General features: G+C 67.6%; 25 protein-coding genes. 14 read left to right on the forward strand and 11 right to left on the reverse strand.

Features of this window, described 5'->3' with window-relative positions; all coding sequences use genetic code 11:
• Positions 1–3: 3 nt before the first annotated feature.
• Genes IFT55_RS08815 through rimP form a run of 5 tightly spaced genes read right to left on the reverse strand, consistent with a single transcriptional unit; the run spans position 4 to position 6,473 of the window.
• Positions 4–612, reverse strand: a complete 609-nt coding sequence (locus tag IFT55_RS08815; protein ID WP_192091163.1) for a hypothetical protein — start codon at positions 610–612, stop codon at positions 4–6.
• Positions 609–3,494, reverse strand: coding sequence for a translation initiation factor IF-2 (infB, locus tag IFT55_RS08820; RefSeq protein WP_192091165.1), 2,886 nt, complete (start codon positions 3,492–3,494; stop codon positions 609–611). The genes IFT55_RS08815 and infB overlap by 4 nt, the downstream gene beginning before the upstream one ends.
• 4 nt (positions 3,495–3,498) lie before the next feature.
• Positions 3,499–4,293: a DUF448 domain-containing protein gene (locus IFT55_RS08825; RefSeq protein ID WP_446740714.1), complete on the reverse strand. Its 795-nt coding sequence runs from the start codon at positions 4,291–4,293 to the stop codon at positions 3,499–3,501.
• Positions 4,274–5,911 carry a transcription termination factor NusA gene (gene nusA, locus IFT55_RS08830; protein WP_192091169.1) on the reverse strand — a complete coding sequence of 546 codons (1,638 nt, stop codon included), beginning with the start codon at positions 5,909–5,911 and terminating at the stop codon, positions 4,274–4,276. Before nusA ends, IFT55_RS08825 begins: the two co-directional genes overlap by 20 nt.
• Position 5,912: 1 nt before the next feature.
• On the reverse strand, positions 5,913–6,473 hold the full coding sequence (gene rimP, locus IFT55_RS08835; RefSeq protein WP_192091171.1) for a ribosome maturation protein RimP: 561 nt from the start codon (positions 6,471–6,473) through the stop codon (positions 5,913–5,915).
• A 181-nt stretch (positions 6,474–6,654) separates the two neighbouring features.
• On the opposite strand from rimP, the gene IFT55_RS08840 reads away from it, so the two are divergent.
• On the forward strand, positions 6,655–7,830 hold the full coding sequence (locus tag IFT55_RS08840) for a PQQ-dependent sugar dehydrogenase (protein WP_192091173.1): 1,176 nt from the start codon (positions 6,655–6,657) through the stop codon (positions 7,828–7,830).
• A gap of 41 nt (positions 7,831–7,871) precedes the next feature.
• Here IFT55_RS08840 and IFT55_RS08845 read toward each other — a convergent pair whose 3' ends face one another.
• Positions 7,872–8,297 (reverse strand): DUF1810 domain-containing protein, encoded by a 426-nt coding sequence (locus IFT55_RS08845; protein WP_192091175.1) that lies wholly within the window; start codon positions 8,295–8,297, stop codon positions 7,872–7,874.
• A 112-nt stretch (positions 8,298–8,409) separates the two neighbouring features.
• On the opposite strand from IFT55_RS08845, the gene IFT55_RS08850 reads away from it, so the two are divergent.
• Positions 8,410–8,955: a hypothetical protein gene (locus IFT55_RS08850; protein ID WP_192091177.1), complete on the forward strand. Its 546-nt coding sequence runs from the start codon at positions 8,410–8,412 to the stop codon at positions 8,953–8,955.
• 45 nt (positions 8,956–9,000) lie between these two features.
• On the opposite strand, the gene ubiG is transcribed toward IFT55_RS08850, so the two are convergent.
• Positions 9,001–9,768: a bifunctional 2-polyprenyl-6-hydroxyphenol methylase/3-demethylubiquinol 3-O-methyltransferase UbiG gene (gene ubiG, locus IFT55_RS08855; RefSeq protein WP_192091179.1), complete on the reverse strand. Its 768-nt coding sequence runs from the start codon at positions 9,766–9,768 to the stop codon at positions 9,001–9,003.
• A gap of 53 nt (positions 9,769–9,821) precedes the next feature.
• On the opposite strand from ubiG, the gene IFT55_RS08860 reads away from it, so the two are divergent.
• The gene (locus IFT55_RS08860; protein WP_192091521.1) at positions 9,822–11,066 is read left to right on the forward strand and encodes an aspartate kinase; all 1,245 of its coding nucleotides are present in this window, start codon (positions 9,822–9,824) and stop codon (positions 11,064–11,066) included.
• A gap of 306 nt (positions 11,067–11,372) precedes the next feature.
• Here the strand turns inward: IFT55_RS08860 and IFT55_RS08865 are convergent, their stop codons facing one another.
• Complete coding sequence (locus IFT55_RS08865; RefSeq protein ID WP_192091523.1) at positions 11,373–11,789, reverse strand: secondary thiamine-phosphate synthase enzyme YjbQ; 417 nt, start codon at positions 11,787–11,789, stop codon at positions 11,373–11,375.
• 89 nt (positions 11,790–11,878) lie between these two features.
• Here IFT55_RS08865 and IFT55_RS08870 point away from each other — a divergent pair, with 89 nt between their 5' ends.
• Entirely contained in the window at positions 11,879–12,865 is a 987-nt protein-coding gene (locus tag IFT55_RS08870; protein ID WP_446740719.1) for an NAD(P)H-dependent flavin oxidoreductase, read from the forward strand.
• A gap of 42 nt (positions 12,866–12,907) precedes the next feature.
• Here the strand turns inward: IFT55_RS08870 and mscL are convergent, their stop codons facing one another.
• Positions 12,908–13,396 carry a large conductance mechanosensitive channel protein MscL gene (mscL, locus tag IFT55_RS08875; protein WP_192091184.1) on the reverse strand — a complete coding sequence of 163 codons (489 nt, stop codon included), beginning with the start codon at positions 13,394–13,396 and terminating at the stop codon, positions 12,908–12,910.
• 78 nt (positions 13,397–13,474) lie between these two features.
• Between mscL and IFT55_RS08880 the strand changes: the two genes are divergently transcribed.
• The 4 genes from IFT55_RS08880 to IFT55_RS08895 are packed head-to-tail and all read left to right on the forward strand — an operon-like array spanning position 13,475 to position 16,123.
• Complete coding sequence (locus IFT55_RS08880) at positions 13,475–14,065, forward strand: LemA family protein (protein ID WP_192091186.1); 591 nt, start codon at positions 13,475–13,477, stop codon at positions 14,063–14,065.
• A complete protein-coding gene (locus tag IFT55_RS08885) occupies positions 14,065–14,925 on the forward strand; it encodes a TPM domain-containing protein (protein WP_192091188.1) in 861 nt (286 codons plus the stop codon). Before IFT55_RS08880 ends, IFT55_RS08885 begins: the two co-directional genes overlap by 1 nt.
• Complete coding sequence (locus tag IFT55_RS08890; protein ID WP_192091190.1) at positions 14,925–15,593, forward strand: TPM domain-containing protein; 669 nt, start codon at positions 14,925–14,927, stop codon at positions 15,591–15,593. The genes IFT55_RS08885 and IFT55_RS08890 overlap by 1 nt, the downstream gene beginning before the upstream one ends.
• A 26-nt stretch (positions 15,594–15,619) precedes the next feature.
• Positions 15,620–16,123: an NUDIX hydrolase gene (locus IFT55_RS08895; protein WP_192091525.1), complete on the forward strand. Its 504-nt coding sequence runs from the start codon at positions 15,620–15,622 to the stop codon at positions 16,121–16,123.
• Positions 16,124–16,343: 220 nt separating this feature from the next.
• Here IFT55_RS08895 and dnaN read toward each other — a convergent pair whose 3' ends face one another.
• Together dnaN and IFT55_RS08905 are read right to left on the reverse strand one after the other, a co-directional pair.
• Positions 16,344–17,456 carry a DNA polymerase III subunit beta gene (gene dnaN, locus IFT55_RS08900; protein ID WP_192091192.1) on the reverse strand — a complete coding sequence of 371 codons (1,113 nt, stop codon included), beginning with the start codon at positions 17,454–17,456 and terminating at the stop codon, positions 16,344–16,346.
• Between the two features lie 159 nt (positions 17,457–17,615).
• The gene (locus IFT55_RS08905) at positions 17,616–18,269 is read right to left on the reverse strand and encodes an outer membrane protein (protein ID WP_192091194.1); all 654 of its coding nucleotides are present in this window, start codon (positions 18,267–18,269) and stop codon (positions 17,616–17,618) included.
• 140 nt (positions 18,270–18,409) lie between these two features.
• On the opposite strand from IFT55_RS08905, the gene IFT55_RS08910 reads away from it, so the two are divergent.
• The 6 genes from IFT55_RS08910 (at position 18,410) to IFT55_RS08935 (ending at position 24,698) form a co-directional block, all read left to right on the forward strand.
• Positions 18,410–19,075 carry a histidine phosphatase family protein gene (locus IFT55_RS08910; RefSeq protein ID WP_192091196.1) on the forward strand — a complete coding sequence of 222 codons (666 nt, stop codon included), beginning with the start codon at positions 18,410–18,412 and terminating at the stop codon, positions 19,073–19,075.
• Positions 19,072–19,521, forward strand: coding sequence for a hypothetical protein (locus IFT55_RS08915; RefSeq protein ID WP_446740715.1), 450 nt, complete (start codon positions 19,072–19,074; stop codon positions 19,519–19,521). Before IFT55_RS08910 ends, IFT55_RS08915 begins: the two co-directional genes overlap by 4 nt.
• A 67-nt stretch (positions 19,522–19,588) precedes the next feature.
• Positions 19,589–20,773 carry a 23S rRNA (adenine(2503)-C(2))-methyltransferase RlmN gene (rlmN, locus tag IFT55_RS08920; RefSeq protein WP_192091529.1) on the forward strand — a complete coding sequence of 395 codons (1,185 nt, stop codon included), beginning with the start codon at positions 19,589–19,591 and terminating at the stop codon, positions 20,771–20,773.
• A 153-nt stretch (positions 20,774–20,926) separates the two neighbouring features.
• The gene (locus tag IFT55_RS08925; protein ID WP_192091198.1) at positions 20,927–22,414 is read left to right on the forward strand and encodes a DUF4153 domain-containing protein; all 1,488 of its coding nucleotides are present in this window, start codon (positions 20,927–20,929) and stop codon (positions 22,412–22,414) included.
• Between the two features lie 32 nt (positions 22,415–22,446).
• Positions 22,447–23,148 (forward strand): response regulator transcription factor, encoded by a 702-nt coding sequence (locus tag IFT55_RS08930; RefSeq protein WP_192091200.1) that lies wholly within the window; start codon positions 22,447–22,449, stop codon positions 23,146–23,148.
• The gene (locus IFT55_RS08935) at positions 23,145–24,698 is read left to right on the forward strand and encodes an ATP-binding protein (RefSeq protein WP_192091202.1); all 1,554 of its coding nucleotides are present in this window, start codon (positions 23,145–23,147) and stop codon (positions 24,696–24,698) included. The genes IFT55_RS08930 and IFT55_RS08935 overlap by 4 nt, the downstream gene beginning before the upstream one ends.
• Positions 24,699–24,745: the final 47 nt, after the last annotated feature.

A 24,745-nucleotide genomic window follows, 5' to 3' on the forward strand; every position in this document is an offset into this window, starting at 1 on the left:
GGCTCAATCGAATTGGCAGTGGAACCATCGACTGTCGAGTCGCTGGCACCAGATGGTGTGATTACCAAAGGCGTCACGGATGTCAGCCGCGACCGGGCCGCCGTTCCAGCCGCGTGCGGCCGCCATGCGACCGGTCGGGTCGTGGACGATCCCCGCCCATGCGCCCAACATGCCGTTGACGGTGGGGAAGGCAGTACGCACCCTGCTGCGCTCGACCCTGCCGACGCCCGTCGGGACCGGCCCGCCCGCCAGCGCCGCGTCAAACGCGACACGTTCCGACCGCAGCAACCACCATGACGGTGCGACATGCGACCAGTAGAGCGCGTGGCTGGCCAGAAAACCGGCAAACGGAAGGGCGACGACGGCGATGCCCGGCAGCAGCAACGCCGGCATTCCCGCTGTCCGCCAACGCCACGCGGCCAACGCCGCGTCGAGCGCCAGCCACATCCACAGGACAGCCAGCAATACCAGAACGACCGGCATCGCCGGACCGCCCAGCATATTGGCGACGAACAACGCCGCCGCCCCGCCGCTCACCCACAACAGGCCGAACCGCAGCCGGGGCCGGATCGTGGCGGCAAGGGTTGCCCCCTGCCGCCCGGCATCCGTCACAGCGTCCGTTCGCGCAGTTCGACTTCGTAGGTTTCGAGGAAGTCGCCCGCCTTGATGTCGGTGAAGTTCTGCGTGAACGTCACACCGCATTCCAGACCGGCGCGCACTTCGGGAACATCGTCCTTGAAGCGGCGCAGCGACGCGATCTCACCCTGATAGATGATGACGTCGTTGCGCGTGATGCGCGCCTTGAGCGCCTTGCGGATGACGCCTTCGACCACCAGCAGACCGGCGGCCCGACCATGCTTGCCCGCCGAGAAGACTTCGCGGATTTCGGCGCGGCCGACGACCGTTTCGAACGCTTCCGGCCCCAGCGTACCCGCCATGCCCGCACGGATCTCGTCGGTCAGCGTGTAGATGACGTCGTAATATTTGAACGCCACCTTGTTCCGCTCGGCGATTTCACGCGCCTTGGCATTGGGACGGGTGTTGAAGCCGATGATCGGCGCTCCCGATGCCGCCGCCAGCGTCACGTCGCTCTCGGTGATGCCGCCGACGCCCGAATGCAGGATGCGCACCCGGATATCGTCGGTCGAAATCTTGTTGAGCGCACCCACGATCGCCTCGACCGACCCTTGCGTGTCGGCCTTGACCACCAGCGGATATTCGATCGCCTGCTTCGACTTGAGCGCCGAGAACATGCTTTCGAGGCTGGCCGGTGCCTGGGTCGTGCGTTTCTGAAGCTGCACGCCCTGACGGTACTCCGCGACTTCGCGGGCACGTGCCTCGTTCTCGACCACCTGCAACGGATCGCCCGCCATCGGCACACCCGACAGGCCGAGGATCTCGACCGGTACGGACGGGCCCGCTTCCTTGATCTGGCGACCCTTGTCGTCGATCAGCGCACGGACCTTGCCGCTTTCGGCACCGACGACGAACACGTCGCCGACGCGAAGCGTGCCACGCCGGACCAGTACGGTCGCGACAGGGCCACGACCCTTGTCCAGCTTCGCCTCGATCACGCTGGCTTCCGCCGGGCGGTCGGGGTTGGCCTGCAACTCGAGCAGTTCGGCCTGAAGCTGGATCTTCTCGATCAGCGCTTCCAGACCGGTCTTCTTGAGCGCCGACACCTCGACGTCCTGCGTCTCGCCGCCCATTTCCTCGACCTGCACGTCATGTTCGAGCAGGCGTTCGCGGATCCGCTGCGGGTTCGCCTCGTGCTTGTCGACCTTGTTGATCGCGACGATCATCGGCTTGCCTGCGGCACGCGTGTGATGGATCGCCTCGATCGTCTGCGGCATCAGCCCGTCATCGGCCGCCACCGCAAGGATGACGATGTCGGTAACGTCGGCACCGCGCGCCCGCATTTCGCTGAACGCTTCGTGGCCGGGGGTGTCGAGGAAGGTGATCTTCGACTTGTCCTTCAACGTCACCTGATACGCGCCGATATGCTGGGTGATGCCACCCGCTTCGCCGCGTACCACATCGGTGCCGCGCAACGCGTCGAGCAGCGACGTCTTGCCGTGATCGACATGCCCCATGATCGTGACGACCGGCGGACGCGGACGCAGCGATTCGACGGCGTCCTCCGCCGTGTCGAGCGCCAGATCGATGTCCGAGTCGCTGACCCGAACGATGTTGTGGCCGAATTCGGTCACCAGCAGTTCGGCGGTGTCCTGATCGATCGTCTGCGTCATCGTAACGGGCGAACCCATCTTGAACAGCGTCTTGACCAGATCCGCGCCCTTTTCGGCCATACGGTTGGCCAGTTCCTGCACGGTGATCGTCTCCGGCACCTGCACGTCGCGGATCTGCTTGATCTGCGGTTCGCGCGGGCCGCCAAAGCCGCGCTTTTCCTTTTCACGCGCACGCTTGAGCGCGGCGAGGCTGCGCGAACGCGCACCATCGTCGCCCAGCGCGCGAGTGACGGTCAGCTTGCCCGACTGGCGGCGATCGTCGCCCTTGCGGTCGCGCGACGGTGCCGGACGCGCCGGTTCGTTGCGACGCGGCGTCGCCTGACCGGTGCCCGACGGTGCCGGACGGCCCTGCTGGCCAGCAGCCGCAGGACGACCTGCCGCCGTGGCGGCGGGTGCCGCCGCAGCCGTCGCCGCCGCCGGGGCGGGAGCCGCCACGGGTTTCGGTTCGGGCTTCGGGATTTCCGGGCGCTGCACGGGCGTGAAGCGACGCGGTGCCGGACGACTGGGATCGGCCGTCAGGATGATCGGCGCAGGCGCTGGGGCCGGCGTCGGTGCCGGACGCGGCGCGGCGCGTGCCGGGGTGGGTGCAGGCTTCGCTGCGACCGGCGTCGGCGCGGGGGCCGGCGTCGGTGCAGGCGCAGGTGCCGCCGCAACCGGTTCGGGCGCAGGCGCAGGCGCAGGCGCCGGCTCGGGCGTCGGCTCCGCTGCCTTCACCGGTTCGGGTGCCGGTGCCGGTTCGGGTGCCGCGACAGGAGTCGGTTCGGGCGCGGGCTGCGGCTCGGGCGCCGCTTCCACGACGGGTTCCGGCTTCGGCTCGGCCGCGACGCGCGCCTTGTCCTCGATCCGCTGACGCTCGGTCTCGGCGGTTTCCCGCGCGATCCGGTCGTCACGCCGACGATTTTCCTCGTTGGCGTTCATGCGCGCCTCTTCGGCCTCGCGCAGCAGCTTCGCCTGAAGCTCGTGGCGCGACAGGCCGACATTGCTCGTCGCGGGACGCGACGGCGCGACCTGGCTGGGCGCGGCCTGCGCGGGAGCCGGCGCGGTCACGGGTTCCGCGGCCGTCTGTTCGGGCTGCTGTTCCTCGCCGGGACGGCCCAGCACGCGGCGGCGCTTCACCTCCACGACCACCGTATTGGACCGGCCGTGGCTGAAGCTCTGCTTTACCTTGCCGGTCTCTACGGTGCGCTTGAGGCCGAGCGGCGCGCGGGTGCCCAGCTTCGGCTTGTCGTTGTCGATGTCGCTCATCCGGTTACTCAGGTTCCTGCTTCGATGGGTCGCGGCCCAGTTCACCGGCATCAGAAACGCCGGAAATTTGCGCCGTCGATGCGCCCTGCGAAATGGTTTCGCAAGCCGCGGTAAGGGGTTCGGGTCCGATAAAGTGCAGCCAGCGCGACAGCGCTTCGTTGCTGCGCCGCGCCGCCCGTGCGTCGGTAATGCCGACATGTACCACATTTTCGCGCCCAAGCGCTAACGACAATATGGTGCGCGGGACCGGCAATGCCAATCCCCTGCGCCCCGAACCTTCGTCGTCGGTGCCAACACGCCATGCCTGCGCCAGTTTGCCGGCACCATCGGCGGCGGCGTCGGACGCATGGTACAGCGCGTGCAGCTTGCCGCTGCGCGCCGATTTCTCGATCGCGGTGCCGCCGATAACGACATAGCCGCTCTTCGATTCCAGCCCGAGCCGGTCGAGCGCATGCCGCCGCAGACCGTCCTCGATCCGGTCGGGCAGATCGGTCGGGATCGTCAGCGTCGCGCCCTTGAACGCACGCGCCAGCGCCCCGCGCAGTCGCCCCTTGGCGATCGCGGTTTCCAGCGTCGCCCGGTCGACGCCGATCCACGCCCCACGGCCCGGTGCCTTGGCCCGAATGTCGGGCAGCACCTCGCCATCGGGCGACAGCGCAAGCCGCACCAGCCCGCCGCGCGTGCCATGCTCGCGCGACAGGATGCAGCTGCGTTCGGCAACATGGCCGCCGTCCGCGCCATCGGGCGCGGGCGGTACGGTGTCGGTCAGCCCAGCCGGATCATTGTTCGGATTCCGCAACTGCGTCCTCCGCAGGCTGTTCGACGTCGTCCGCGCCGGCTTCGTCCTCATCGGCGAACCAGTGCGCGCGCGCCGCCATGATGATCTCGTTGCCCTGTTCGTCGCTCAGGCCATAGTCGCTCAGGATACCGCCCTTCGGCGCCTCGCGCTTCGGTGCCTCGTCGTTGCGGCGACGCGGTTCTGCCTTCTTCTTTTCGACCAGTTCGTCGGTCGCCAGATCGGCGAGGTCGTCGAGCGTCTTGATCCCGGCCTTGCCCAGCGTGACCAGCATCGCCTCGGTCAGATAGGGCAGTGCGGCCAGCGCGTCCTCGACGCCCAGTGCGGTACGCTCTTCGCGCGCCGCCTGTTCGCGACGATCGAGCGCTTCCTGCGCACGGCTTTGCAGCTCCTGCGCCAGATCCTCGTCGAACCCTTCGATCCCGGCCAGCTCTTCGATCTCGACGTACGCGACTTCTTCCAGTTCGCCGAAGCCTTCGGCGACCAGCAGCTGCGCCAGCGTCTCGTCGACGTCCAGTTCCTTCTCGAACATCCCCGAACGCTCGACGAATTCCTTCTGTCGCTTTTCCGACGCATCGGCTTCGGTCAGGATGTCGATCGCCTTGCCGGTCAACTGGCTGGCGAGGCGGACGTTCTGGCCGCGACGACCGATGGCGAGGCTGAGCTGATCGTCGGGAACGACCACTTCGATCCGGTCCTCTTCCTCGTCGATCACCACGCGCGCGACATTGGCCGGCTGCAACGCGTTGACGACGAAGGTCGCGGTGTCGGGCGACCACGGGATGATGTCGATCTTCTCGCCCTGCATCTCCTGCACGACGGCCTGCACGCGGCTGCCCTTCATGCCGACGCACGCGCCGACCGGATCGATCGACCCGTCATGGCTGATGACGCCGATCTTGGCGCGGCTGCCCGGATCGCGCGCCGCTGCCTTGATCTCGATGATGCCGTCGTAGATTTCGGGCACTTCCTGCGCGAACAGCTTCTTCATGAAATCGGGGTGCGCCCGGCTCAGGAAGATCTGCGGCCCGCGATTCTCGCGCCGCACGCTCAGGATCAGCGACCGGACGCGATCGCCGACGCGCACCGCTTCGCGCGGGATCTGCTGGTCGCGGCGAATGACGCCCTCCGCCCGGCCAAGGTCGACCACGACATGGCCGAATTCCACCCGCTTGACGACGCCGGTGATGATCTCGCTCTGGCGGTCCTTGAACTCTTCGAACTGGCGCTCACGCTCGGCGTCGCGCACCTTTTGCAGGATAACCTGCTTCGATGCCTGCGCCTGGATGCGGCCGAATTCGATCGGGGGCAGCGGGTCGACGATATAGTCGCCGATCGCCGCGCCCTTTTGCAGCTTCTGCGCGTCTTTCTCGCCGATCTGCTTGAAATGATCGTCGACCAGCTCGACCACTTCGAGCACGCGCCACAACCGCAGGTCGCCGGTGGTGGCGTCCAGCTTGGCGCGGATGTCGTTTTCGGAACCGTAGCGGGTCTTGGCGGCACGCTGGATCGCGTCCTCCATCGCCTCGATCACGATGCCCTTGTCGATCATCTTTTCCGACGCGACCGAATTCGCGATCGCGATCAGTTCCGCGCGGTTGGCGGTGACGGCGGTGGCCATGTCAGTTCTGTCCTTCTGCGTCGGCGACGTCGTCGTCGGCCGGTTCGTCTTCATATTCGTCGGCACCCTCGGCAGAGAGCGGCGCGGTCGCCTTCAGCAAGGCGTCGGTGATGACCAGCTTGGCATCGATGATCCGGGCGAAGGGCACGGTCATCGGCTTGTGCTTGCGCACGTCGATCGACACCTGATCCCCGTCGACGCCCAGCAGGATGCCGGTCAGCTGCTTCCGGCTGTCGATCGGCGCATCCAGCGTCAGCTTCGCCTCGAACCCCTGCCAGTCGGCATAGTCGGCAAGGCGCGTCAGCGGCCGGTCGATGCCGGGCGACGATACTTCCAGCCGGTACGCTTCCTCGATCGGGTCCGATTCGTCCATGACTTCGGAAATACGGCGCGACAGCGCGGCGCAATCGTCGATCGTAAGCTGGCGGGTGTCGGGCCGTTCGGCCATCACCTGCAACGTCGGATCGGATTTGCCGCCGAAGAACTTTACGCGCACCAGCGCGAAGCCCAGCGCCTGCGCCTCCGGCTCGATCATCCGCGTCAGTTCGGCGATATCCGCCATGCCGTCTCCATTACAAACGCCGCCTCGCCGCCGGACCCTGTCGGGACCGGCCTCGGCACTGTGACGATGTCGAGGAAGCAACGGTCCTATACGTCGGCCCCGTCCGGTCGGCAAGGGGGTGGATCGTGTCGGCGGGGCCGGGCGTTGTCGATGCGATATCCAGATCCCCGAGAGGCTGCCGATGCTCCGTTCGCTCATTCCCGCCTTCGCCCTGCTTGCCGCGTGCAGTTCGGGCGAATCCGCCACGCCCGCGTCCGATACCGGTGTCGTCGTGCCCGCCCCGGTCCCCGCGCCAACCGCGTCGGGTACCGCCGCCGCCGCACGTCCGTTCACCGTGACCGAAGTGGCATCGTTCGATGCGCCATGGGCGATGGCATTCCTGCCCGATCGCCGGATGCTGGTGACGCAGAAGGGCGGACAGATGCTGCTGGTCGGCGCGGACGGGACGCAACGACAGGTGGTGGCGACCATTCCCGTCGATTCGGCGGGACAGGGCGGATTGATGGACGTGGTCCCCGCCCCCGACTTCGCGACCAGCCAGCGCGTCTATTTCAGCTATTCGGTGGCGGGGGACGGCGGCAAGGGCGTGGTGCTGGCACGCGGCCGGTTGCGTCCCGTCGAAGGGAGCCCCGGCGTCGAGCGGCTGGGCGAGATCGAAACGCTGTTCCGCGCGTCGCTGTTCGTGTCGGGCGACGGTCATTATTCGGGGCGCATCGCCTTTGCCCCCGACGGGCAGCACCTGTTCTTCACCAACGGCGAACGCCAGAAATTCGACCCGGCACAGGACCCGAAAGCGACGCTGGGCAAGGTACTGCGCCTGACGCTCGACGGGAAGCCGGCGGGCGATCCGGGCCTGACCGCAAAGGGGTTCCACCCGGCAGTCTGGTCGTACGGCCACCGCAACCTGCTGGGCATCGCATTCGATGCGCAGGGCAATTTGTGGGAACAGGAGATGGGGCCGAAGGGTGGCGACGAGGTCAACCTGATCGTCGCCGGACGCAATTACGGCTATCCGATCGTATCGGACGGCGATCATTACGACGGTCGCCCGATCCCGCGCCACGCCACCCGACCCGATCTGGAAGCACCCAAGGTCAGCTGGAACCCCGTCATCTCGCCGGGTGGGCTGATCGTCTATTCGGGCGCGATGTTCCCGCAATGGCGGGGCGACCTGTTCATCGGCGGTCTGTCGAGCGAGGCGCTGGTGCGCGTCGATGTCAACGGCACCGGCGCGGCCAAGGGCGATCAATGGTCGATGGGCACGCGCATCCGCGAGGTCGAACAGGGCCCCGATGGCGCGATCTGGCTGTTGGGCGACGGCGCGGGCGGCAAACTGATGAAGCTGACCAACGGATAGGGCGAACGCGCGGGGCGGCGGTTCGTGCGGCCGCCCCGACCCTATCCCTTCAGGAATCGCAGCGTCGCGGCATCGCGTTCACCGTCGTAAAATGCCCGCAGCACGACCTCGAACGGCAGGTCGTTGACGGGAGGGGCGACCGCGTCGAACAGCGTCATCGACGATCGCAGCTTCTTCGCATCGACGTCCCCCATGATCCGCACGATCGGACGGTCGCGGTGATCGAGCAGCGCGTTCGCCCCTTCGACCAGCCGTGCGCCCAGCAACGGATGCGCCAGATACGCCCGCGCCTCCGCCACATCGGCGATCGCATATCGCTGCGCCATCGTGCTGAACCCCAGCCCGCGCGCCTGCGGAAAAATGAACCACATCCAGTGACCGTGCTTCGCCCCCGCCTTCAGTTCGAACAGCGCGGCATCCCAGGTCTCGCGCTGGGCATCGACGAAGCGGGCGAGCGGATCGGTCATCGCGGGACAGACTATCCGTAAACGCCGCCATCGCAATTCATGATTTCGGTTGATTCGCGTCGTTCGCGAAGCCTAGCCTCGCGATACGAAAACAGCATCCTTGGGAGGGGATATGAATCGATACTGGCTGGCGGCCGCGATGGTCGCCACGGTCGCCGCGCCGTCGATCGCGCAGACCGCCGACGATTTCGCCGCAAAGGTCATCAACGCCCCGCTGCCCGCCAGCCTCCAGGTCTTCGGCCTGTCCAGCCCGCCGCCGGTCGTGCGTGTGAAGGAGGTCGAGGGCGGCAAGGTGAAGCGGGTGAAGATCCCCGGCGCCGACAAGGACGCGTGGCGCATCTCGCTGCAATCGGCGACGACGCAGCCGGTGAAGAAGGGCGACCGGCTGGTCCTCGCCTTCCATGCCCGCGCGACCGACATCGCACCGGGAACGAAGGCGCGCATCGCCAACGCATCGGTCCAATTGACAAAGGCACCCTATACCGGGCTGTTCGGCAACCCGATCGACGTGGGCGAGCAGTTCGAATTCCATCAGGTACAGGGCCGGGCCGATCGCGACTATGCGGCGGGCGAGATCGGCGCGTCGCTGCAACTGGCGACGGGCAAGCAGACGTTCGACTTCGGCCCGCTGTTCATCATCAATCTGGACCGGAAATAGCCCTGCCCGCCCCTTCCGTCCGCAGGCGGAAGGGGCGCGGCCCGATTATACCCGCGTGGCGGTCAGGAAATAATCCAGCCCGACATCGTCCGACAGCACGAACCCCCGCGCCACCGAAAAGGCGAGGCCGGTCGGCGGCGATACGATCAGCCCGGCATCCTGCAAATGCCCCGTCAGTTCGTCGGGCGTCAGGAACCGGTTCCAGTCGTGGGTGCCGCGCGGGATCATGCCCGCCCCCTCCCCCAACGCGATCAGCGCAAGGCGCGACAGCGCGGTGCGGTTGGGGGTGGAGATCACCAGCAGCCCGCCCGGCGCGACCGCATCGGCCAGCCCGCGCGCGAACGCCGCTGGATCGGCGACATGTTCGATGACTTCCAGCGATGCGACAAGGTCGAAGCGCCGGTCCGCCACCGCCTCTACCCCGCCCGCCAGATACTCGATCGACAGCCCGGCCAGCGCGGCATGCGCCGCCGCCGCGCCGATATTCTCGGGCGCGGCGTCGACGCCGGTCACCTGCGCCCCCAGCCGCGCCAGCGGTTCGGCCAGCAATCCGGCACCGCACCCGACGTCCAGCGCGCGCTTGCCCGCCAGCGGCGTGAAGCTACCGAAATCGCCGCCCCAATGCGTGTCGATCGCGGCGCGCATGAACGATAGCCGCACCGGGTTCAGCCGGTGGAGCATCGCCGAGCTGCCCTTCGGGTTCCACCAGTCCGCCGCCAGCCGTCCGAAATGCGCCGCTTCGGTCGCCACGACGCTTGATTGCACCGCGCCGGCTTTTGCGGGCACGAAGATTGCGTTGCTTGCGTTCGTCATGCCGTCCTCCTATCAGCCGCCGCCATTCCCCCCAAGGAAGAATGGCAGCACGCATGGCGCGGATCGTGATGAAGTTCGGTGGCACCTCGATGGCGGGGATCGAGCGTATTCGCAACGTCGCCGAGCGTGTGAAGCGCGAGGTGGAGGCTGGCAACCAGGTCGCGGTGGTCGTGTCGGCCATGGCGGGCGATACCGACCGGCTGGTCGGTTTCTGTCGCGAGGCATCGGCGCTGTACGACCCGCGCGAATATGACGCGGTCGTATCGTCGGGCGAACAGGTGACCAGCGGGCTGTTGGCGATCGCGTTGCAGGCGATCGGCGTGCCCGCGCGGTCGTGGCTGGGCTGGCAGTTGCCGATCCGCACCAGCGACGCGCATGCCACCGCCCGCATCGAATCGGTCGACACGACCGCGCTGGACGAAAGTCTCGCGCGCGGCGAAGTAGCTGTAATTCCCGGATTTCAGGGAGTGGCACCCGGCGACCGCATCACCACGCTGGGTCGCGGCGGGTCGGATACGTCCGCCGTGGCGATGGCGGCGGCAATGCAGGCGGATCGCTGCGACATCTATACCGACGTCGACGGCGTCTATACCACCGACCCGCGCATCGTGCCGCGTGCCCGCAAGCTGGCGCGCGTGACGTACGAAGAGATGCTGGAACTGGCATCGGTCGGCGCGAAGGTGTTGCAGACCCGATCGGTCGGGCTGGCAATGAAGGAAAAGGTCCGCGTCCGCGTGCTGTCGTCGTTCGACGATTCGCGCGACGAGGACGGTTATCGTGGAACGCTGATCGTCGGCGAAGAGGAAGTGACGGACATGGAACGCCAGCTCATCACCGGCATTGCGCACGACAAGAACGAGGCGAAGATCACGCTGGTCGCGGTCCCCGACCGCCCCGGTGCGGTCGCGTCGATCTTCGCCCCGCTGGCGGCGGCGGGGATCAACGTCGACATGATCGTGCAGAACATCGCACATTCGGCGGGGTCGACCGACGTCACCTTCACCGTTCCCGCTGCCGAACTGGCGCGCGCGCTCGACACGCTGGACAAGGCCAGCGGCGACATCGGCTATGGCAAGGTGATCCACGACACCCGCGTCGCGAAGATTTCGGTCGTCGGCGTCGGCATGCGCAGCCATGCGGGCGTCGCGTCCACCATGTTCACCACGCTGGGCGAACGCGGCATCAACATCCAGGCGATCACGACGTCGGAGATCAAGGTCAGCGTGCTGATCGAGGAAGACTATACCGAACTGGCGGTGCGCGTTCTCCACACCGCCTACGGCCTCGACGCGGAGTAAGATCGGGAGATCCTTTCGCTTCGTGGGACCGTCAACCCGCGATGCTTGTCGCAGGGATGTTCACGCGAAGGCGCGAAGACGCGAAGAAGTAAGGTGTTGGTCACGCGGAGGCGCGGAGGCGCAGAAGAGGTTCGGACGCGAAAGCGTCTCTCACGCCACAACGCCGATCATCGAAGCGCCTGACGGCGCGGCACGAGCAAACGCCACTTTTTCTTCTCTCCGCGCCTCCGCGTGCCAAACCCTTTCCTTCTTCTCTTCGCGCCTTCGCGTGAAAACCTCTTCTCCTCTACCCGCAGAACAACCGCCTCACTCGCCCATCATATGCGCCGCGATCCGCCGCCGGTGTGCCGCGCGGCGATGTTCGAACAGGTAGATGCCCTGCCATGTCCCCAGCACCGGGCGATGCCCCGATACCGGGATCGTCAGCGTCGTGGCGGTCAGTGCGGTGCGCAGATGCGCGGGCATGTCGTCCGCGCCTTCATCCGCATGCGCATAGCGGTCGCTTTCCGGCGCGATGTGGCGGAAGAATCGTTCGAGATCGTCGCGCGCCGTCTCGCTCGTATTCTCCTGAATCAGTAGCGACGCCGACGTATGCCGGCAGAACAGCGTCAACAGCCCGAGGCTCATGTCCTGTGCCTCGACCCAGTGCCGGACCTGACCGGTAATCAGCACCAGCCCTTGTCCGTTGGTCGTCACCACCAGTTCGCCGCTTGCCTGTCGCATCATCGCACCTGCTTGCCCGAAGCGGGTGCGGCGCGCTAGGCGGGGGAATGACGAACCTATCGACCGGGGCCGAACGCCTCACCCGCCGCATGGCCCGTGGCTGCGAGTTTCTGGGCAGCGATACCGCGATCCTGTGCGGGGCCATGTCGTGGGTCAGCGAACGCAACCTCGTCGCCGCCATTTCCAACGCGGGCGGATTCGGCGTGATCGCGTGCGGTGCGATGACGCCCGACCTGCTCGATGCGGAGATCGCGGGCACGAAGGCGCTGACCGACCGGCCGTTCGGCGTGAACCTGATCACCATGCACCCCGCGTTGTTCGACCTGATCGAGGTCTGCGCGCGGCACCGCGTCACCCATGTCGTGCTGGCCGGTGGTTTGCCACCCAAGGGGTCGCTGGAAGCGATCAAGGCGACCGGTGCGAAAGTGATCGCCTTTGCCCCCGCGCTGGCGCTGGCGAAGAAGCTGATCCGCAGCGGCGTCGATGCGCTGGTGATCGAGGGGATGGAGGCCGGCGGCCATATCGGCCCGGTGTCGACCAGCGTGCTGGCACAGGAGATGCTGCCCGAAGTCGCATCGCAGGTGCCGGTGTTCGTCGCAGGCGGCATCGGCCGGGGCGAAGCGATCGCCGGTTATCTCGACATGGGCGCGGCCGGCGTACAGCTTGGCACGCGGTTCGTCTGCGCCACCGAATCGATCGCGCATCCCGCGTTCAAGAAGGCGTTCCTGCGCGCCTCCGCCCGCGATGCGGTGGCCAGCGTCCAGATCGACGCGCGGCTGCCGGTCATCCCGGTGCGCGCGCTCAAGAATGCCGGCGGCGACCTGTTCACCGCCAAGCAGCGGGAAGTCGCACAGCATCTGGATGAAGGCCGCGTCGTGATGGCGGAGGCGCAGTTGCAGATCGAACATTACTGGGCCGGGGCGCTGCGCCGCGCGGTGATCGACGGCGACGTGGAACATGGCAGTCTGATGGCGGGCCAGTCGGTCGGCATGGTGACGAAGGAAGAACCTGCGACGGAGATCATCGCGACGCTGATGACCGAAGCCGCCACCGCACTGGAACGGCGCGCGGCGTAAGGCCGGGCGGGGGCGGACGCGATCGGCCCCGCCCCCACGCCTTTAGACGATCGGCGGCACCTGCGGCGACGCGGTCGGCTTGCCGCTGCGCAACTCATCGCGAATCTCGCGCAGGATCGTCAGTTCGGGCGGATCGGCGGCGGGTTCGACGTCGCCGGTCTTCTGTTCTTCGTGCACTACCGCGATCGCGCGGTTCACGACCTTGACCAGCAGGAACACGATGAACGCGAGGATCAGGAAGTTGATGAACACGCTGACGAACTGGCCATAGCCGAACAGCGGCACGCCCGCCGCCTTCAGCGCCAGATAATTGTCGGGCGATCCTGCATAATTGGCCGGCGTCGGCCCCAGTTGCAGGAAATAGCTCGAAAAATCGAACCCGCCGAACAGCCAGCCGATGACCGGCATGATCATGTCGTCGGTCAGCGATTTGGTGATCGTGCCGAACGCCGCGCCGATGATGACGCCGACGGCGAGGTCCAGCACGTTGCCGCGCGCGATGAACGTCCTGAATTCCTTGACGATGGACATGCCCCTGCCTTTCGACCGTGCTTGAGGACACCCTTGTGCTTCGATACCATGGCGTTAGGCAAGACAGGGTTTCGATCGATGGATATGCGCAGGGCGATCATCATGGCGACGGCACTGCCGCTCGCGGCGTGCGGCGTGAACAGCGTGCCGACCGCCGAGGAAGCGGTGAACGCCAAATGGGCCGAAGTGCAGAACCAGTATCAGCGCCGGGCCGACCTGATCCCCAATCTGGTGGCGACGGTGAAAGGGTTCGCCGGGCAGGAAGAACGCGTGCTGACCCGCGTGACGCAGGCCCGTGCGCAGGCGACCGCGATCAACGTCACCACCGACGACCTGTCGGACCCCGCGACGTTTCAGCGGTTTCAGGGCGCACAGAACCAGCTGACGCAGGCGCTGGGCCAGTTGCGGACGGTGGTCGAGGCGTATCCGCAGCTGACGTCGAACCAGAATTTCCTGTCGCTGCAATCGCAGCTGGAAGGGACCGAGAACCGCATCACCATCGCCCGGCGCGACTATAACGAAGCGGTGCAGGCGTATAATACGCGCATCCGCACCTTCCCCGACGCGATCGGCGCGCGCGTTTTTTATGGTGCCAAGCCCAAACAGAGTTTCCAGGCGCAGGCGGGCAGCGAGGTTGCGCCGTCGGTGGACTTCGGCAACGGCGCCTGATGTCGCGCATCCTGCTGTTCCTGCTGGCGCTGGTCCTTGCCGGACCGGCACAGGCGCAGACGTTGCCGAAGTTCACCGGGTTCGTGGTCGATGCCGCCAACGTCCTGCCGCCCGAACAGGAAGCAACGCTGACCCGCCGGCTGGACGAGTTGCAGCGCGCGACGGGTAATCAGCTGGTCGTGGCGACCATCCCTGATCTTCAGGGCTTTGCGATCGAGGAATATGGCATCGCGCTGCTGCGCGGATGGCAGGTCGGACTGAAGGATGTCGGCAACGGCGCGATCCTGATCGTCGCGCCAACCGACCGCAAGGTGCGGATCGAGGTGGGATACGGGCTGGAACCGGTGCTGACCGACGCGTTTTCCAGCATCGTGATCAACACCGCGATCCTGCCACGGTTCAAGGCAGGCGACCTGCCCGGCGGGATCGTTGCCGGGGCCGAACAGATCGCCAGCCAGCTGGCGCTGCCCGACGACGATGCGCGGGCAAAGGTGATCGAGGCGGCGAAACGGTTCGACCACAGCCGCGCCGCGCCCGCCGGACGCAGCGGTGGCGGTGGCGGCTTGACGGTGCCGTCCGAACTGATCGTATTCGCGATATTCGCTGTGGTGTTCGCCATTCTGGCCTTGTCGCGGCGCGGCGGCGGTGGCGGACGGCGCTATCGTGGCGGCAGCGGCGGCAGCGCCATGCCGGTCATCCTGTGGACCATCGCCAACGAAGCCGCGCGCCAGTCGAGCCGGGGCAGCGGCTGGAGCGGCGGTGGCGGCTTCGGCGGCGGGGGCGGCGGCTGGATGGGCGGCGGCTTCACCGGCGGCGGTGGTGGGTCGGGCGGCGGCGGCGGGGCGTCGGGAAGCTGGTGATGCGCCTTTCGCAACAGGATCATGCGCGGATCAGCGCGGCGGTGACGCAGGCCGAACGCGACACCGCGGGCGAGATCGTCGTGATCGTCGCGCCCCGGTCGGACGCCTATCATGACGTCGGGCTGCATATGGCGGTGCTGGCGATGCTGGCCGTCGTGCTGGCCACGGCATGGGGGCCGGGCTGGATCGGATGGCTGCACGGCCTGATCGAACCATGGAGCACCGCGCCGTCGACCACCTTCCTGTTGGTGGCGCTGGCATGGGCACAGGCTGCGGCCTTCCTGATCGTGCGCGTCGCCTGTGCATGGATGCCGCTGCGCATGGTGCTGACCCCGCGTGGGACCAAGGCACGGCGGGTGCGGCGACAGGCGACGACGCTGTTCCGCGCAAGCGCGGAGCATCGCACCCGCGCCGCCACCGGGGTGCTGCTGTACCTGTCGCTGGCCGAACATCGCGCGGAAATCGTCGCCGATGCCGCGATCCACGACCGGGTTGCGCCCGAAGTCTGGGGCGACGTACTGGCACCGCTGCTGGTCGCGCTGCGCGCGGGCACGCCGGGCGACGGGATGATCGCGGCAGTAGGAGCGATCGGCACGATCCTGACCGACCATTTTCCAAAGGGAGCGCATGACGTGAACGAACTGTCCGACCGGGTGATCGAACTGTGATCGACGCCGACGCTCCCGAAGAGATCATGTGGGCCGGACGCTTCATCACCGCGAAGAAACGCGGACGGTGGGAATATGTCGGGCGTGCCAACGGCATCGGCGCGGCGGTGATGGTCGCGATCGACGACGGCCATGTCCTGCTGGTCGAACAATATCGCGTGCCGTTGGGCCGCACCTGCATCGAACTGCCTGCCGGACTGGTCGGCGATACCGATGCCGGTGAAGCCGCCGAAGCGGCCGAAGCGGCCGCCGCGCGCGAACTCGAAGAAGAGACCGGCTATCGCGCGGCAACGATGGTGTCGCTGGGCAGCTATCATTCGTCGCCCGGCATGGTGTCGGAAAGCTTCACGCTGTTCCGCGCAAGCGACCTGACGCGGACGGGCGATGGCGGCGGCGTCGACGGTGAGGATATCGTCGTTCACCGCGTGGCGCTGACGGACCTGCCAGCCTTCGTCGCTGCGAAGCGTGCGGACGGCGTTGCGGTGGACGTAAAGCTGTTGCTGCTGCTCGCGCCCTATCTGCTGGGGTAACCGCCGGGCAAACCTGAACCGTCGGTCGAGGTCCGGCCGCTGCCGCGTAGAACCTGTCCGATGCTGTATCGGTCGAGGCTTGCGCCGATGATGCACCATCGACGTCCGGGATCAGACATCCCGGACGGGATGAGGCAACGGGTTTGACGTCGGCAACCGATCGGCCGCCGCAAACACCGATGCCTTTCCGTTACTCGGCACGCCGGACGGAATGCGCCGGTTACACACGCATCGGCATCAATACGTACAGCGCCTGCGACTGGTCGTTTTCGCGAATCAGCGTCGGCGCGGCGGCATCGGCCAGATGGACCTCGCACAGGTCGCTGTCGATCTGCCCCAGGATGTCGAGCAGGTAGCGGCTGTTGAACCCGATCTCGAACGGCAGCGCGACATAGTCGCCCGGCACTTCCTCTGCCGCCGCGCCGTTTTCGGGCGAGGTGACCGACAGGGTGATCTTGTCGCGATCGAGCGCCATCTTCACCGCGCGGGTCTTTTCGGTGGCGATGGTCGACACCCGGTCAACGCCCGCCATGAAGCTGCGCGGATCGATCTTGAGGATCTTGTCGTTCGCGGTCGGGATGACGCGCGAATAATCGGGGAAGGTGCCGTCGATCAGCTTGCTGGTCAGGATCGCCTGCCCCAGATCGAAGCGGATCTTGCTGCCCGACAGCGATACGCCGACCGATCCGTCGACCTCGTCCAGCAGCTTGCGCAGTTCGCCGACGCATTTGCGCGGCACGATTACGTCGGGCATCTTTTCCGCGCCTTCGGGCCGGTCGACCGTCATCCGCGCGAGGCGATGGCCGTCGGTCGCCGCCGCCTTCAGCACAGGCTTGCCCGCATCCTCCGCGACATGCAGGAAGATGCCGTTGAGGTAATAGCGCGTTTCCTCGGTCGAGATCGCGAAGCGGGTCTTGTCGATGATCGATTTCAGCGTGGTCGCCGGCAATTCGAACTGCGTCGGCAATTCACCTTCGGCGATCACCGGAAAATCGTCGCGCGGCAGCGTGGCGAGATTGAAGCGCGCACGCCCGGCGACGACGGTCAGCCGCCCTTCGGCCGCCGCCAGCTGCACCTGCGATCCTTCGGGCAGCTTGCGCGCTATGTCGAACAGCGTGTGCGCCGATACGGTGATCGCACCCGGCTGGTCGACCGCCGCCGCGATCGTCTCGTCGATCTGGAGGTCGAGGTCGGTCGCCATCAGCCGGATCGACGATTCGCCCGCTTCGATCAGCACGTTCGACAGGATCGGGATCGTATTGCGCCGCTCGACCACCGACTGGACATGGCTGAGACCCTTCAACAGGGTCGCACGTTCGATCGTCGCCTTCATGAATATCCCCCGCGCGATTGCGCTAGCCCTGTGGCCGGCAGCAACGGCGCCGGCACCTGAAAATCCCGAACAGCACCCCTAGCGCAAAGAAAGGCCGGAGCAAACTGCTGCTCCGGCCTTCCTCGCGCGGAAATGGTTAACGACGGATCAACGCTGGGATCAGAATCGGATGCCTACGCCCGCGACCACCTGATGCCGGTCGGTGTCGATCCCGAAATTGTCGGTCGTCACGCCGTCGGTGAACTGGAAATCGGCGTTCGAATAATTGGAATAGCGATATTCCAGCTTGGCATAGGCGCGCGTGCCGATCGCCTGTTCCACGCCGGCACCCAGACGATAGCCATCCAGCTCGAAATTCTCGCGCTGGTCGGTCGTGCCGTCGCTGGCCAGCACGTTCAGCCGGGCATTGGTATAGCCGCCCTTGACATATGCCAGCGTCGACGGCGTCGCGAGGATGCCCGCGCGGGCGCCGACATACAGGTCACGGCCGGTCGATACGCGGCCGAACCCGAAGAAATTGGGATCGGTGCGGCTGGTTTCGACCTTGCCGGTCGATCCGGTATATTCGCCCTCTACGCCGACCAGCACGCCGCTCAGCGCGAAGTCATAGCCGACCTCGCCGCCATACAGGAAGCCGTTGACGGTCTGGTCGTCGCCGTCGAGATCCGAATCCTCGCTGCTGCCCGGACGGATGCCGTCGTAACCGGCCAGCGCGCCGACGCGGAAACCGGTAAAGGCGGGGTTGGCGTCCTGTGCCAGCGCCGGGGTGGCGAGCGCGGTGGCGGCGACTAGACCGAGAATGAGGGTACGCATGAACAAACTCCTTGCATGGTGCCCGCGACGAAACCGGCGGGCGCGGCGTTCCAATGACCGATTTGCAGCGGCGTTGCATGAACCCTACCTAAACAGCAAAATCCGTTGCATTTGCGCAACACGGGCTTGAAAGCAGGACCATGACGACCAACGCATCCCCGGCCCGCCGCGGCCGCGATTTCATCGCCCGGCACGGCGAAACGGTCTATAATATCGCGCAGCGGATGCAGGGCGATCACCCGCACACCCCGCTGACCCGCGCCGGATTCGCACAGGCCGATGCGATGGGCGCGGCGCTGCGCGACCTGTTGGGCGTGAAGCCCGCGATCACGCTGTGGGCGTCGAGCGCGGGGCGTGCGCTGCAGACGCTGGCGATCATCGCCGAGCATCTCGAACTCGACTGGCATGCCGCGCGGCGCGACGACCGGCTGGTCGAGATCGGCATGGGCGAATGGTCGGGGCGCTATTATCGCGAACTGACCGGCGCGGACGCCGATTTTTTGGACGTCGAGGCGCGGCTGTACCGCCGCCCCGCCCCCGGTGGCGAATGGTATGACGCGATCGCGACGCGGGTCGCGGGATGGGCGGCGGACACGAACGACGATCCGGGCGACCGGCTGGTCATCATGCACGGCATGTCCAGCCGCGTGCTGCGCGGCGTGCTGACCGGCGCGGACGTGCTGCCGCAATTCGACGCCCCGGTCGCGCCCGACCTGCCGCAGGGATCGATCGTACGGATCGAAGGGGGTCGCGAGCGCGTGGTGCATACCGGATCTGGGCGCGCATCGGTGGCGGCCCCGGCGTGATCGCACTGCTGCTGGCGTTGGCGCTGGCGGTGCCGCAGACGATCGGCATCCACCATCGCTGGGGCGCGTTTCGCGACGACGCGCCCCGCCGCTGCTATGCGATCGCCCAGCCGGTGCGGTCGCGCGTGGGCACGCCGTTCGCCAGCGTGTCGAACTGGCCCGGCGTGGGACTGCGCAACCAGTTGCACGTCCGCTTGAGCCGCCCGCGCGCCGAACGGGCGCGCGTCGTGCTGGCGGTCGGCGAGCGCCGGTTCGAGCTGAAGGCCGGCGCGCTCGACGCATGGGCCGCCGACGCGCAGGCCGACCGCGCGATCGTCGCGGCGATGCGCGGCGCACGATCGATGAGCGTCGAGACGGAGGCGGTATCGGGCGCGCCCTTCGCCGACGTCTATGCGCTGAACGGTGCGGCGACTGCGATTGACGCGGCGGCGCTGGGGTGCCTGTAGCGCCACAGTGGAAAACCGTGCCGATATCGGCTATATCGCGGCGATGCTGACAGTCTCGACGCCGCCCATGCCGATCCCCGGCCATGTCGACCCCGTGCCGGTGCCGCGCGGTCTTGCCCCGCGTGCCGACGGGCGGACCGATCTGGTCGGGCTGTCCAAACCGGAAATCCGTGCCGCGCTGGAAGCGATCGGACTGGACCAGCGACAGGCCAAGATGCGCGCCAAGCAGTTGTGGCACTGGATCTACAATCGCGGTGCGACCGAATTCGCGGTGATGACCGATATTGCGAAGGCGCAGCATCCGCTGCTGGAAACGCATTTCGTCATCGCCCGCCCCGACGTGAAGGAAGCGCAGGTTTCGCGCGACGGGACGCGCAAATGGCTGCTCACCTCGCCCGATGGGCAGGATTACGAGATGGTGTTCATCCCCGATGCGGATCGCGGCACGCTGTGCGTGTCGAGCCAGGTCGGATGCACGCTCAACTGCACCTTCTGTCACACCGGCACGATGCGGCTGGTCCGCAACCTGACGGCGGGCGAGATCGTGGGACAGGTGATGCTGGCGCGCGACGCGCTGGGCGAATGGCCTTCCACGCCCGAAGGGCGGATGCTCACCAACATCGTGATGATGGGCATGGGCGAGCCGCTGTATAATTTCGACCAGGTGCGCGACGCGCTGTCGGTGGTGATGGACGGCGACGGGCTGGCGCTCAGCAAGCGGCGGATCACGCTCAGCACGTCGGGCGTCGTGCCGATGATGGCGCGCGCCGGGGCGGAGATCGGCGTGAACCTCGCGGTATCGCTGCACGCGGTGACCAAGGAAGTGCGCGATGAGATCGTGCCGCTGAACCGCAAATACGGCATCGAGGAACTGTTGCAGGCGTGCGCCGATTATCCCGGTGCCAACAATGCGCGGCGGATCACGTTCGAATACGTGATGCTGAAGGACAAGAACGACAGCGACGCCGATGCGCACGAACTGGTGCGGCTGCTGCGCAAATACCAGTTGCCGGCGAAGGTGAACCTGATCCCGTTCAATCCGTGGCCGGGCGCGAATTATGAATGTTCGACCCCGGACCGCATCCGGGCGTTCAGCGACATCGTGTTCGAAGGCGGCATCTCCGCTCCCGTCCGCCGCCCGCGCGGACGCGACATCGATGCGGCCTGCGGCCAGTTGAAGACCGCGAGCGAAAAGAAGAGCCGCGCCGAACTCGACCGGATCGCCGCCGAGAAACAGGCCGCGCTGGCCTGACGCGGTAAGCATACTGCCGGAGCCGGCGCGCCTGTAGTCGCGCCCCCTGCATCGATCCTGCACCGGAATCGTGCGGAACAGGCACGCGGCGCGGACCATCAGTCCACGCCGACCCCGCATTCCCGCCCTTCCTCGATGGTGAAGGGATGCGGGATGCGGTTCGGCTTCTGGTGGAAAGGTGCGATCCTGATCGTGCTGGTCGTGCTGTTCGACCGGCTGGTCAGCGCGGGTACGGGCGGCGTCGTGGTGGCGGGGTTCGCGCTCGCGTGGCTGATCGGCGTGATCGCTGCGCGGCGCGACGTCCGGCACAGCCGGCGCGCGTGGATCGCGGCGGGCGCGGCGTGCCTGTTCGTGGTCTCGCTCGCCGACGATCCGGGGGCGCTGGCATGGGTGCTGTTCTGGTGTGCGCTGTCGATGGCGGCGCTGCTGCCGCGTACCGCCGGGTTCGACAGCGCCGCGCACTGGACCGCGCGGCTGATGCTGCACGGTCTTACCGGGATCGGCACCGTCCTGCGCGACGTCGGCCTGCTGGCGGCGTGGCGGTCGCGTACCGGTAACGGCGTATCGGGGGTCGCCACGACGCTCGCGCTGCCGGTGATCGGCGGGGCATTGTTCATGACGCTGTTCGCCAGCGCCAACCCGCTGATCGCACGGGCATTCGCCGGAATCGAACTGCCGTCGTTCTGGCAGATACTGCTATGGGGGTTCGGCACCGTCTGCATCTGGCCGGCGCTGCGCCCGCATGCCGCGACGATCCGTCTGGCGGCGCGGATGCCCGATCCCGAACCGCGCCTGCCGGGCACGTCGCTGACGTCGGTGCTGCTGGCGCTGGCGCTGTTCAACGCGATCTTCGCAGTGCAGAACATCCTCGACATCGCGTTCCTGTGGAGTGGTGCCGCGCTGCCGGCGGGTACGACGCAGACCGACTATGTCCATCGCGGCGCCTATCCGCTGATCGCGACCGCGCTGATCGCCGGGTTCCTTTCGCTTGCGATGCTGCGCCCGGACCGGGCGAGCGCGCGGCATCCGCTGGCGCGGCGACTGGTCACGCTGTGGGTGGTGCAGAACATCGTGCTGGTGGCGTCCAGTGCGCTGCGAACCGTCGACTATGTCGCCACGTCGATGCTGACGACATGGCGGATCGCGGCGTTGCTGTGGATGGCGCTGGTCGCGTTCGGGCTGGCGACGATCCTGTGGCGGATACTGGCGGGCCGCAGCGCGCGCTGGCTGGTCGATCGCAACATGCTGGCTGCACTGATCGTGCTGGTGCCGTGTACGTTCGTCGATTTCGGTGCCGTGGCCGCGCGGTGGAACGTCCGTACCGACAGCCCCGAGCGCGTCGACCTGTGCTATCTGCAACAGGTCGGCCCGGCGGCGCTGCTGCCGCTGATCGAACTGGAGCGGCGGCCGCTGACCCCGGCCAAGCGCGACCGGGTACGTGCAGTGAGCGAGCGGGTGCTGGCCGACCTGTCGTTCCGGCAGCGCGACTGGCGGTCGTGGACGCCACGCGGTGCACGCCGCCTGACGCTGGCGACGGCCCGTCTCGGTCCCGACCGGGCGATGCCGATCAAGGTACGCAGAGGCGCATGGCAGACCTGCGACGGCAGCACCGCGTACGCCGAACCCGGCACCCGGCCTTGACCGGCGGCTCCGCAACCATGATCCAGTGTCCGATGCCGCGCACCATCCTGATCGCCGACGACGACCCGCATATCCGCCAGCTGCTGGCGTTCGCGCTGGCGCGTGCCGGGCTGGACGCGATCGAGGCGGAGGATGGCGAGGCGGCGCTGGCGATGGTCGCGGCGCGCGTGCCCGATCTGGTGATCCTCGACATCAACATGCCGCGCATGGACGGGATCGAGACGTGTCGTCGGCTGCGCGCGGCGGGCGACCTGCCGATCCTGTTCCTGTCGAGCCGCGATGACGAGATCGACCGCATCCTTGGCATCGAACTGGGCGCGGACGATTACGTCACCAAGCCGTTCTCGCCGCGTGAGGTGGTGGCGCGGGTGATGGCGATCCTGCGCCGCACGGCCGGGCGTCCGCCGGTCGTGGCGCAGGCGACCGGACCGATCGCGCACGGTCGGCTGACGCTGGACCCCGATGGCTGGACCGCTGGCTGGTCGGGCGAGCCGGTGGCGCTGACGGCGACCGAATTCGGCATCCTGCGCACGCTGGCGACGATGCCGGCCAAGGTGTTCAGCCGCGAAGCGATCATCGACCGGCTGCACGGCCCCGGCTTCGCGATCACCGACCGCACGATCGACAGCCACATCCGCAACCTGCGCGCCAAATTCGCCCGCGCTGGCGGGGAAGACGTGATCGAGACGCGCGCCGGCATCGGATATCGGCTGGGCGCGTGCGGAACGGCGTGATCGAACCGTTCAAGCGGGTCGTGCGGCGGCACTGGCCGCGCCTGCGACTCCGCACGATCCTGTTGCTGACGTTCGTGTTCGTCGCGGCGCTGCCCGGTGTCGGCGCGCTGTTCCTGCGCGTGTACGAAAACGCGCTGGTCCGCCAGACCGAGGCGGAACTGGTCGCGCAGGGTGCGGCGCTGGCTGCTGCCGCCGGCGCGGCGTGGCCCGGCGCGACGCCGCGGGTGCCGGTGGCGGCCGCACCCGAACCGCCGCGCATCGACCTGCGCTTCGCCACCGTGCTGCCCGAACGCCCCGCGCCCCGTGCGATGGCGCGACCGACCGATCCACGGGCGGCGGCATGGGGCCGGCGCGTCGCACCGATACTGGACACGACCGCCGCCACGACGCTGGCGTCGATCCTGCTGCTCGACCGTGCGGGCCGGATCGTTGCAGGGCCGGGAGCCGGCGCGGCGCTGGATCGGGCGGCGGAGGTGCGCGCCGCGCTGTCGGGCCGGCCGGCCACCGTGCTGCGCCACAATGCCGGCTATGCCGCCGCCTATCCGTTCGAATGGCTCAGTCGCGCGTCGGGGCTGCGGATCCATCATGCGCGGCCGGTGGTCGCGAACGGCCGGGTGATCGGCGTGCTGCTGCTGGCGCAGTCGCCGCGCGCGCTGTTCGTCGGCATGTTCGAGGATCGCGGCAAGATCGCGACCGGCGTCGTGCTGATCTTCGCCGCGCTGGTCGTGCTGAGTGGGCTGTTGTCGCGCGGGATCGTGCGGCCGGTCGAAACGCTGGGCGAGGCGACGCGCGCGGTGGCGGCGGGGCGCGGCAGCGTGCCCGACGTGCCGACCACCGCCGCGATCGAGATTCAGGCGCTGTACCGCGACTTCGCGGTCATGGCTGCCGCGATCGAGCATCGCTCGCGCTATCTGCGCGACTTCGCCCATGCGGTCAGCCATGAATTCAAGACGCCGCTGGCCGCGATCGGCGGCGCGGTCGAACTGTTACAGGATCATCCCGACATGGCGGCCGCCGACCGCGACCGGTTCCTGACCAACATGGGCAAGGACGCACAGCGGTTGTCGCTGCTGGTGCGACGACTGCTCGACCTCGCGCGCGCCGACATGACGCAGGCGGCGGGCGGAGAGGCGACCGACGTCGCGGTCGTGCTCGCCCGGCTGGCCGATGCGTGGCGCGGCGATCGGTTCGCGGTGGAGATCGTGGGGGCCGCACGGCTGCCCCCGGTCGCGGCACCGGCGGCGATGATCGAGGCGGTGCTGGCGGCACTGATCGAAAACAGCCGGCAGGCGGGCGCGGGCCAGGTCGCGATCGATACGGACGCGCGCGACGGCATGCTGTGCCTGACGCTGCGCGACGACGGGCCGGGCATTCCGCCGGGGGACCGGGAGCGGATCTTCGAACCGTTCTTCACCAGCCGCCGGGGATCGGGGGGCACTGGCCTTGGCCTGCCGATCGCGCGGTCGCTGCTGCAGGCGCATGGCGGCACGATCGATCTGGCGCAGGGAGCGGACGGTGCGGGGTTCGTGGTGCGGTTGCCGGCGGCATAGCCCCCGGAGCGGTTCCGATCCGATCGAATCCCGGTCGCGACAGCGAA

The organism is Sphingomonas sp. CFBP 13720 (assembly GCF_014842075.1).
GTDB lineage: Bacteria > Pseudomonadota > Alphaproteobacteria > Sphingomonadales > Sphingomonadaceae > Sphingomonas.

Excerpts from the sequence above, each read along its gene's own strand:
- infB (WP_192091165.1), bottom strand. The coding sequence starts at position 3,494 with ATGAGCGACATCGACAACGACAAGCCGAAGCTGGGCACCCGCGCGCCG.
- nusA (WP_192091169.1), bottom strand. The coding sequence starts at position 5,911 with ATGGCCACCGCCGTCACCGCCAACCGCGCGGAACTGATCGCGATCGCG.
- rimP (WP_192091171.1), bottom strand. The coding sequence starts at position 6,473 with ATGGCGGATATCGCCGAACTGACGCGGATGATCGAGCCGGAGGCGCAG.
- IFT55_RS08840 (WP_192091173.1), top strand. The coding sequence starts at position 6,655 with ATGCTCCGTTCGCTCATTCCCGCCTTCGCCCTGCTTGCCGCGTGCAGT.
- IFT55_RS08845 (WP_192091175.1), bottom strand. The coding sequence starts at position 8,297 with ATGACCGATCCGCTCGCCCGCTTCGTCGATGCCCAGCGCGAGACCTGG.
- IFT55_RS08850 (WP_192091177.1), top strand. The coding sequence starts at position 8,410 with ATGAATCGATACTGGCTGGCGGCCGCGATGGTCGCCACGGTCGCCGCG.
- ubiG (WP_192091179.1), bottom strand. The coding sequence starts at position 9,768 with ATGACGAACGCAAGCAACGCAATCTTCGTGCCCGCAAAAGCCGGCGCG.
- IFT55_RS08860 (WP_192091521.1), top strand. The coding sequence starts at position 9,822 with ATGGCGCGGATCGTGATGAAGTTCGGTGGCACCTCGATGGCGGGGATC.
- IFT55_RS08865 (WP_192091523.1), bottom strand. The coding sequence starts at position 11,789 with ATGCGACAGGCAAGCGGCGAACTGGTGGTGACGACCAACGGACAAGGG.
- IFT55_RS08870 (WP_446740719.1), top strand. The coding sequence starts at position 11,879 with ATGGCCCGTGGCTGCGAGTTTCTGGGCAGCGATACCGCGATCCTGTGC.
- mscL (WP_192091184.1), bottom strand. The coding sequence starts at position 13,396 with ATGTCCATCGTCAAGGAATTCAGGACGTTCATCGCGCGCGGCAACGTG.
- IFT55_RS08880 (WP_192091186.1), top strand. The coding sequence starts at position 13,475 with ATGGATATGCGCAGGGCGATCATCATGGCGACGGCACTGCCGCTCGCG.
- IFT55_RS08885 (WP_192091188.1), top strand. The coding sequence starts at position 14,065 with ATGTCGCGCATCCTGCTGTTCCTGCTGGCGCTGGTCCTTGCCGGACCG.
- IFT55_RS08890 (WP_192091190.1), top strand. The coding sequence starts at position 14,925 with ATGCGCCTTTCGCAACAGGATCATGCGCGGATCAGCGCGGCGGTGACG.
- IFT55_RS08895 (WP_192091525.1), top strand. The coding sequence starts at position 15,620 with ATGTGGGCCGGACGCTTCATCACCGCGAAGAAACGCGGACGGTGGGAA.
- dnaN (WP_192091192.1), bottom strand. The coding sequence starts at position 17,456 with ATGAAGGCGACGATCGAACGTGCGACCCTGTTGAAGGGTCTCAGCCAT.
- IFT55_RS08905 (WP_192091194.1), bottom strand. The coding sequence starts at position 18,269 with ATGCGTACCCTCATTCTCGGTCTAGTCGCCGCCACCGCGCTCGCCACC.
- IFT55_RS08910 (WP_192091196.1), top strand. The coding sequence starts at position 18,410 with ATGACGACCAACGCATCCCCGGCCCGCCGCGGCCGCGATTTCATCGCC.
- rlmN (WP_192091529.1), top strand. The coding sequence starts at position 19,589 with ATGCCGATCCCCGGCCATGTCGACCCCGTGCCGGTGCCGCGCGGTCTT.
- IFT55_RS08925 (WP_192091198.1), top strand. The coding sequence starts at position 20,927 with ATGCGGTTCGGCTTCTGGTGGAAAGGTGCGATCCTGATCGTGCTGGTC.
- IFT55_RS08930 (WP_192091200.1), top strand. The coding sequence starts at position 22,447 with ATGCCGCGCACCATCCTGATCGCCGACGACGACCCGCATATCCGCCAG.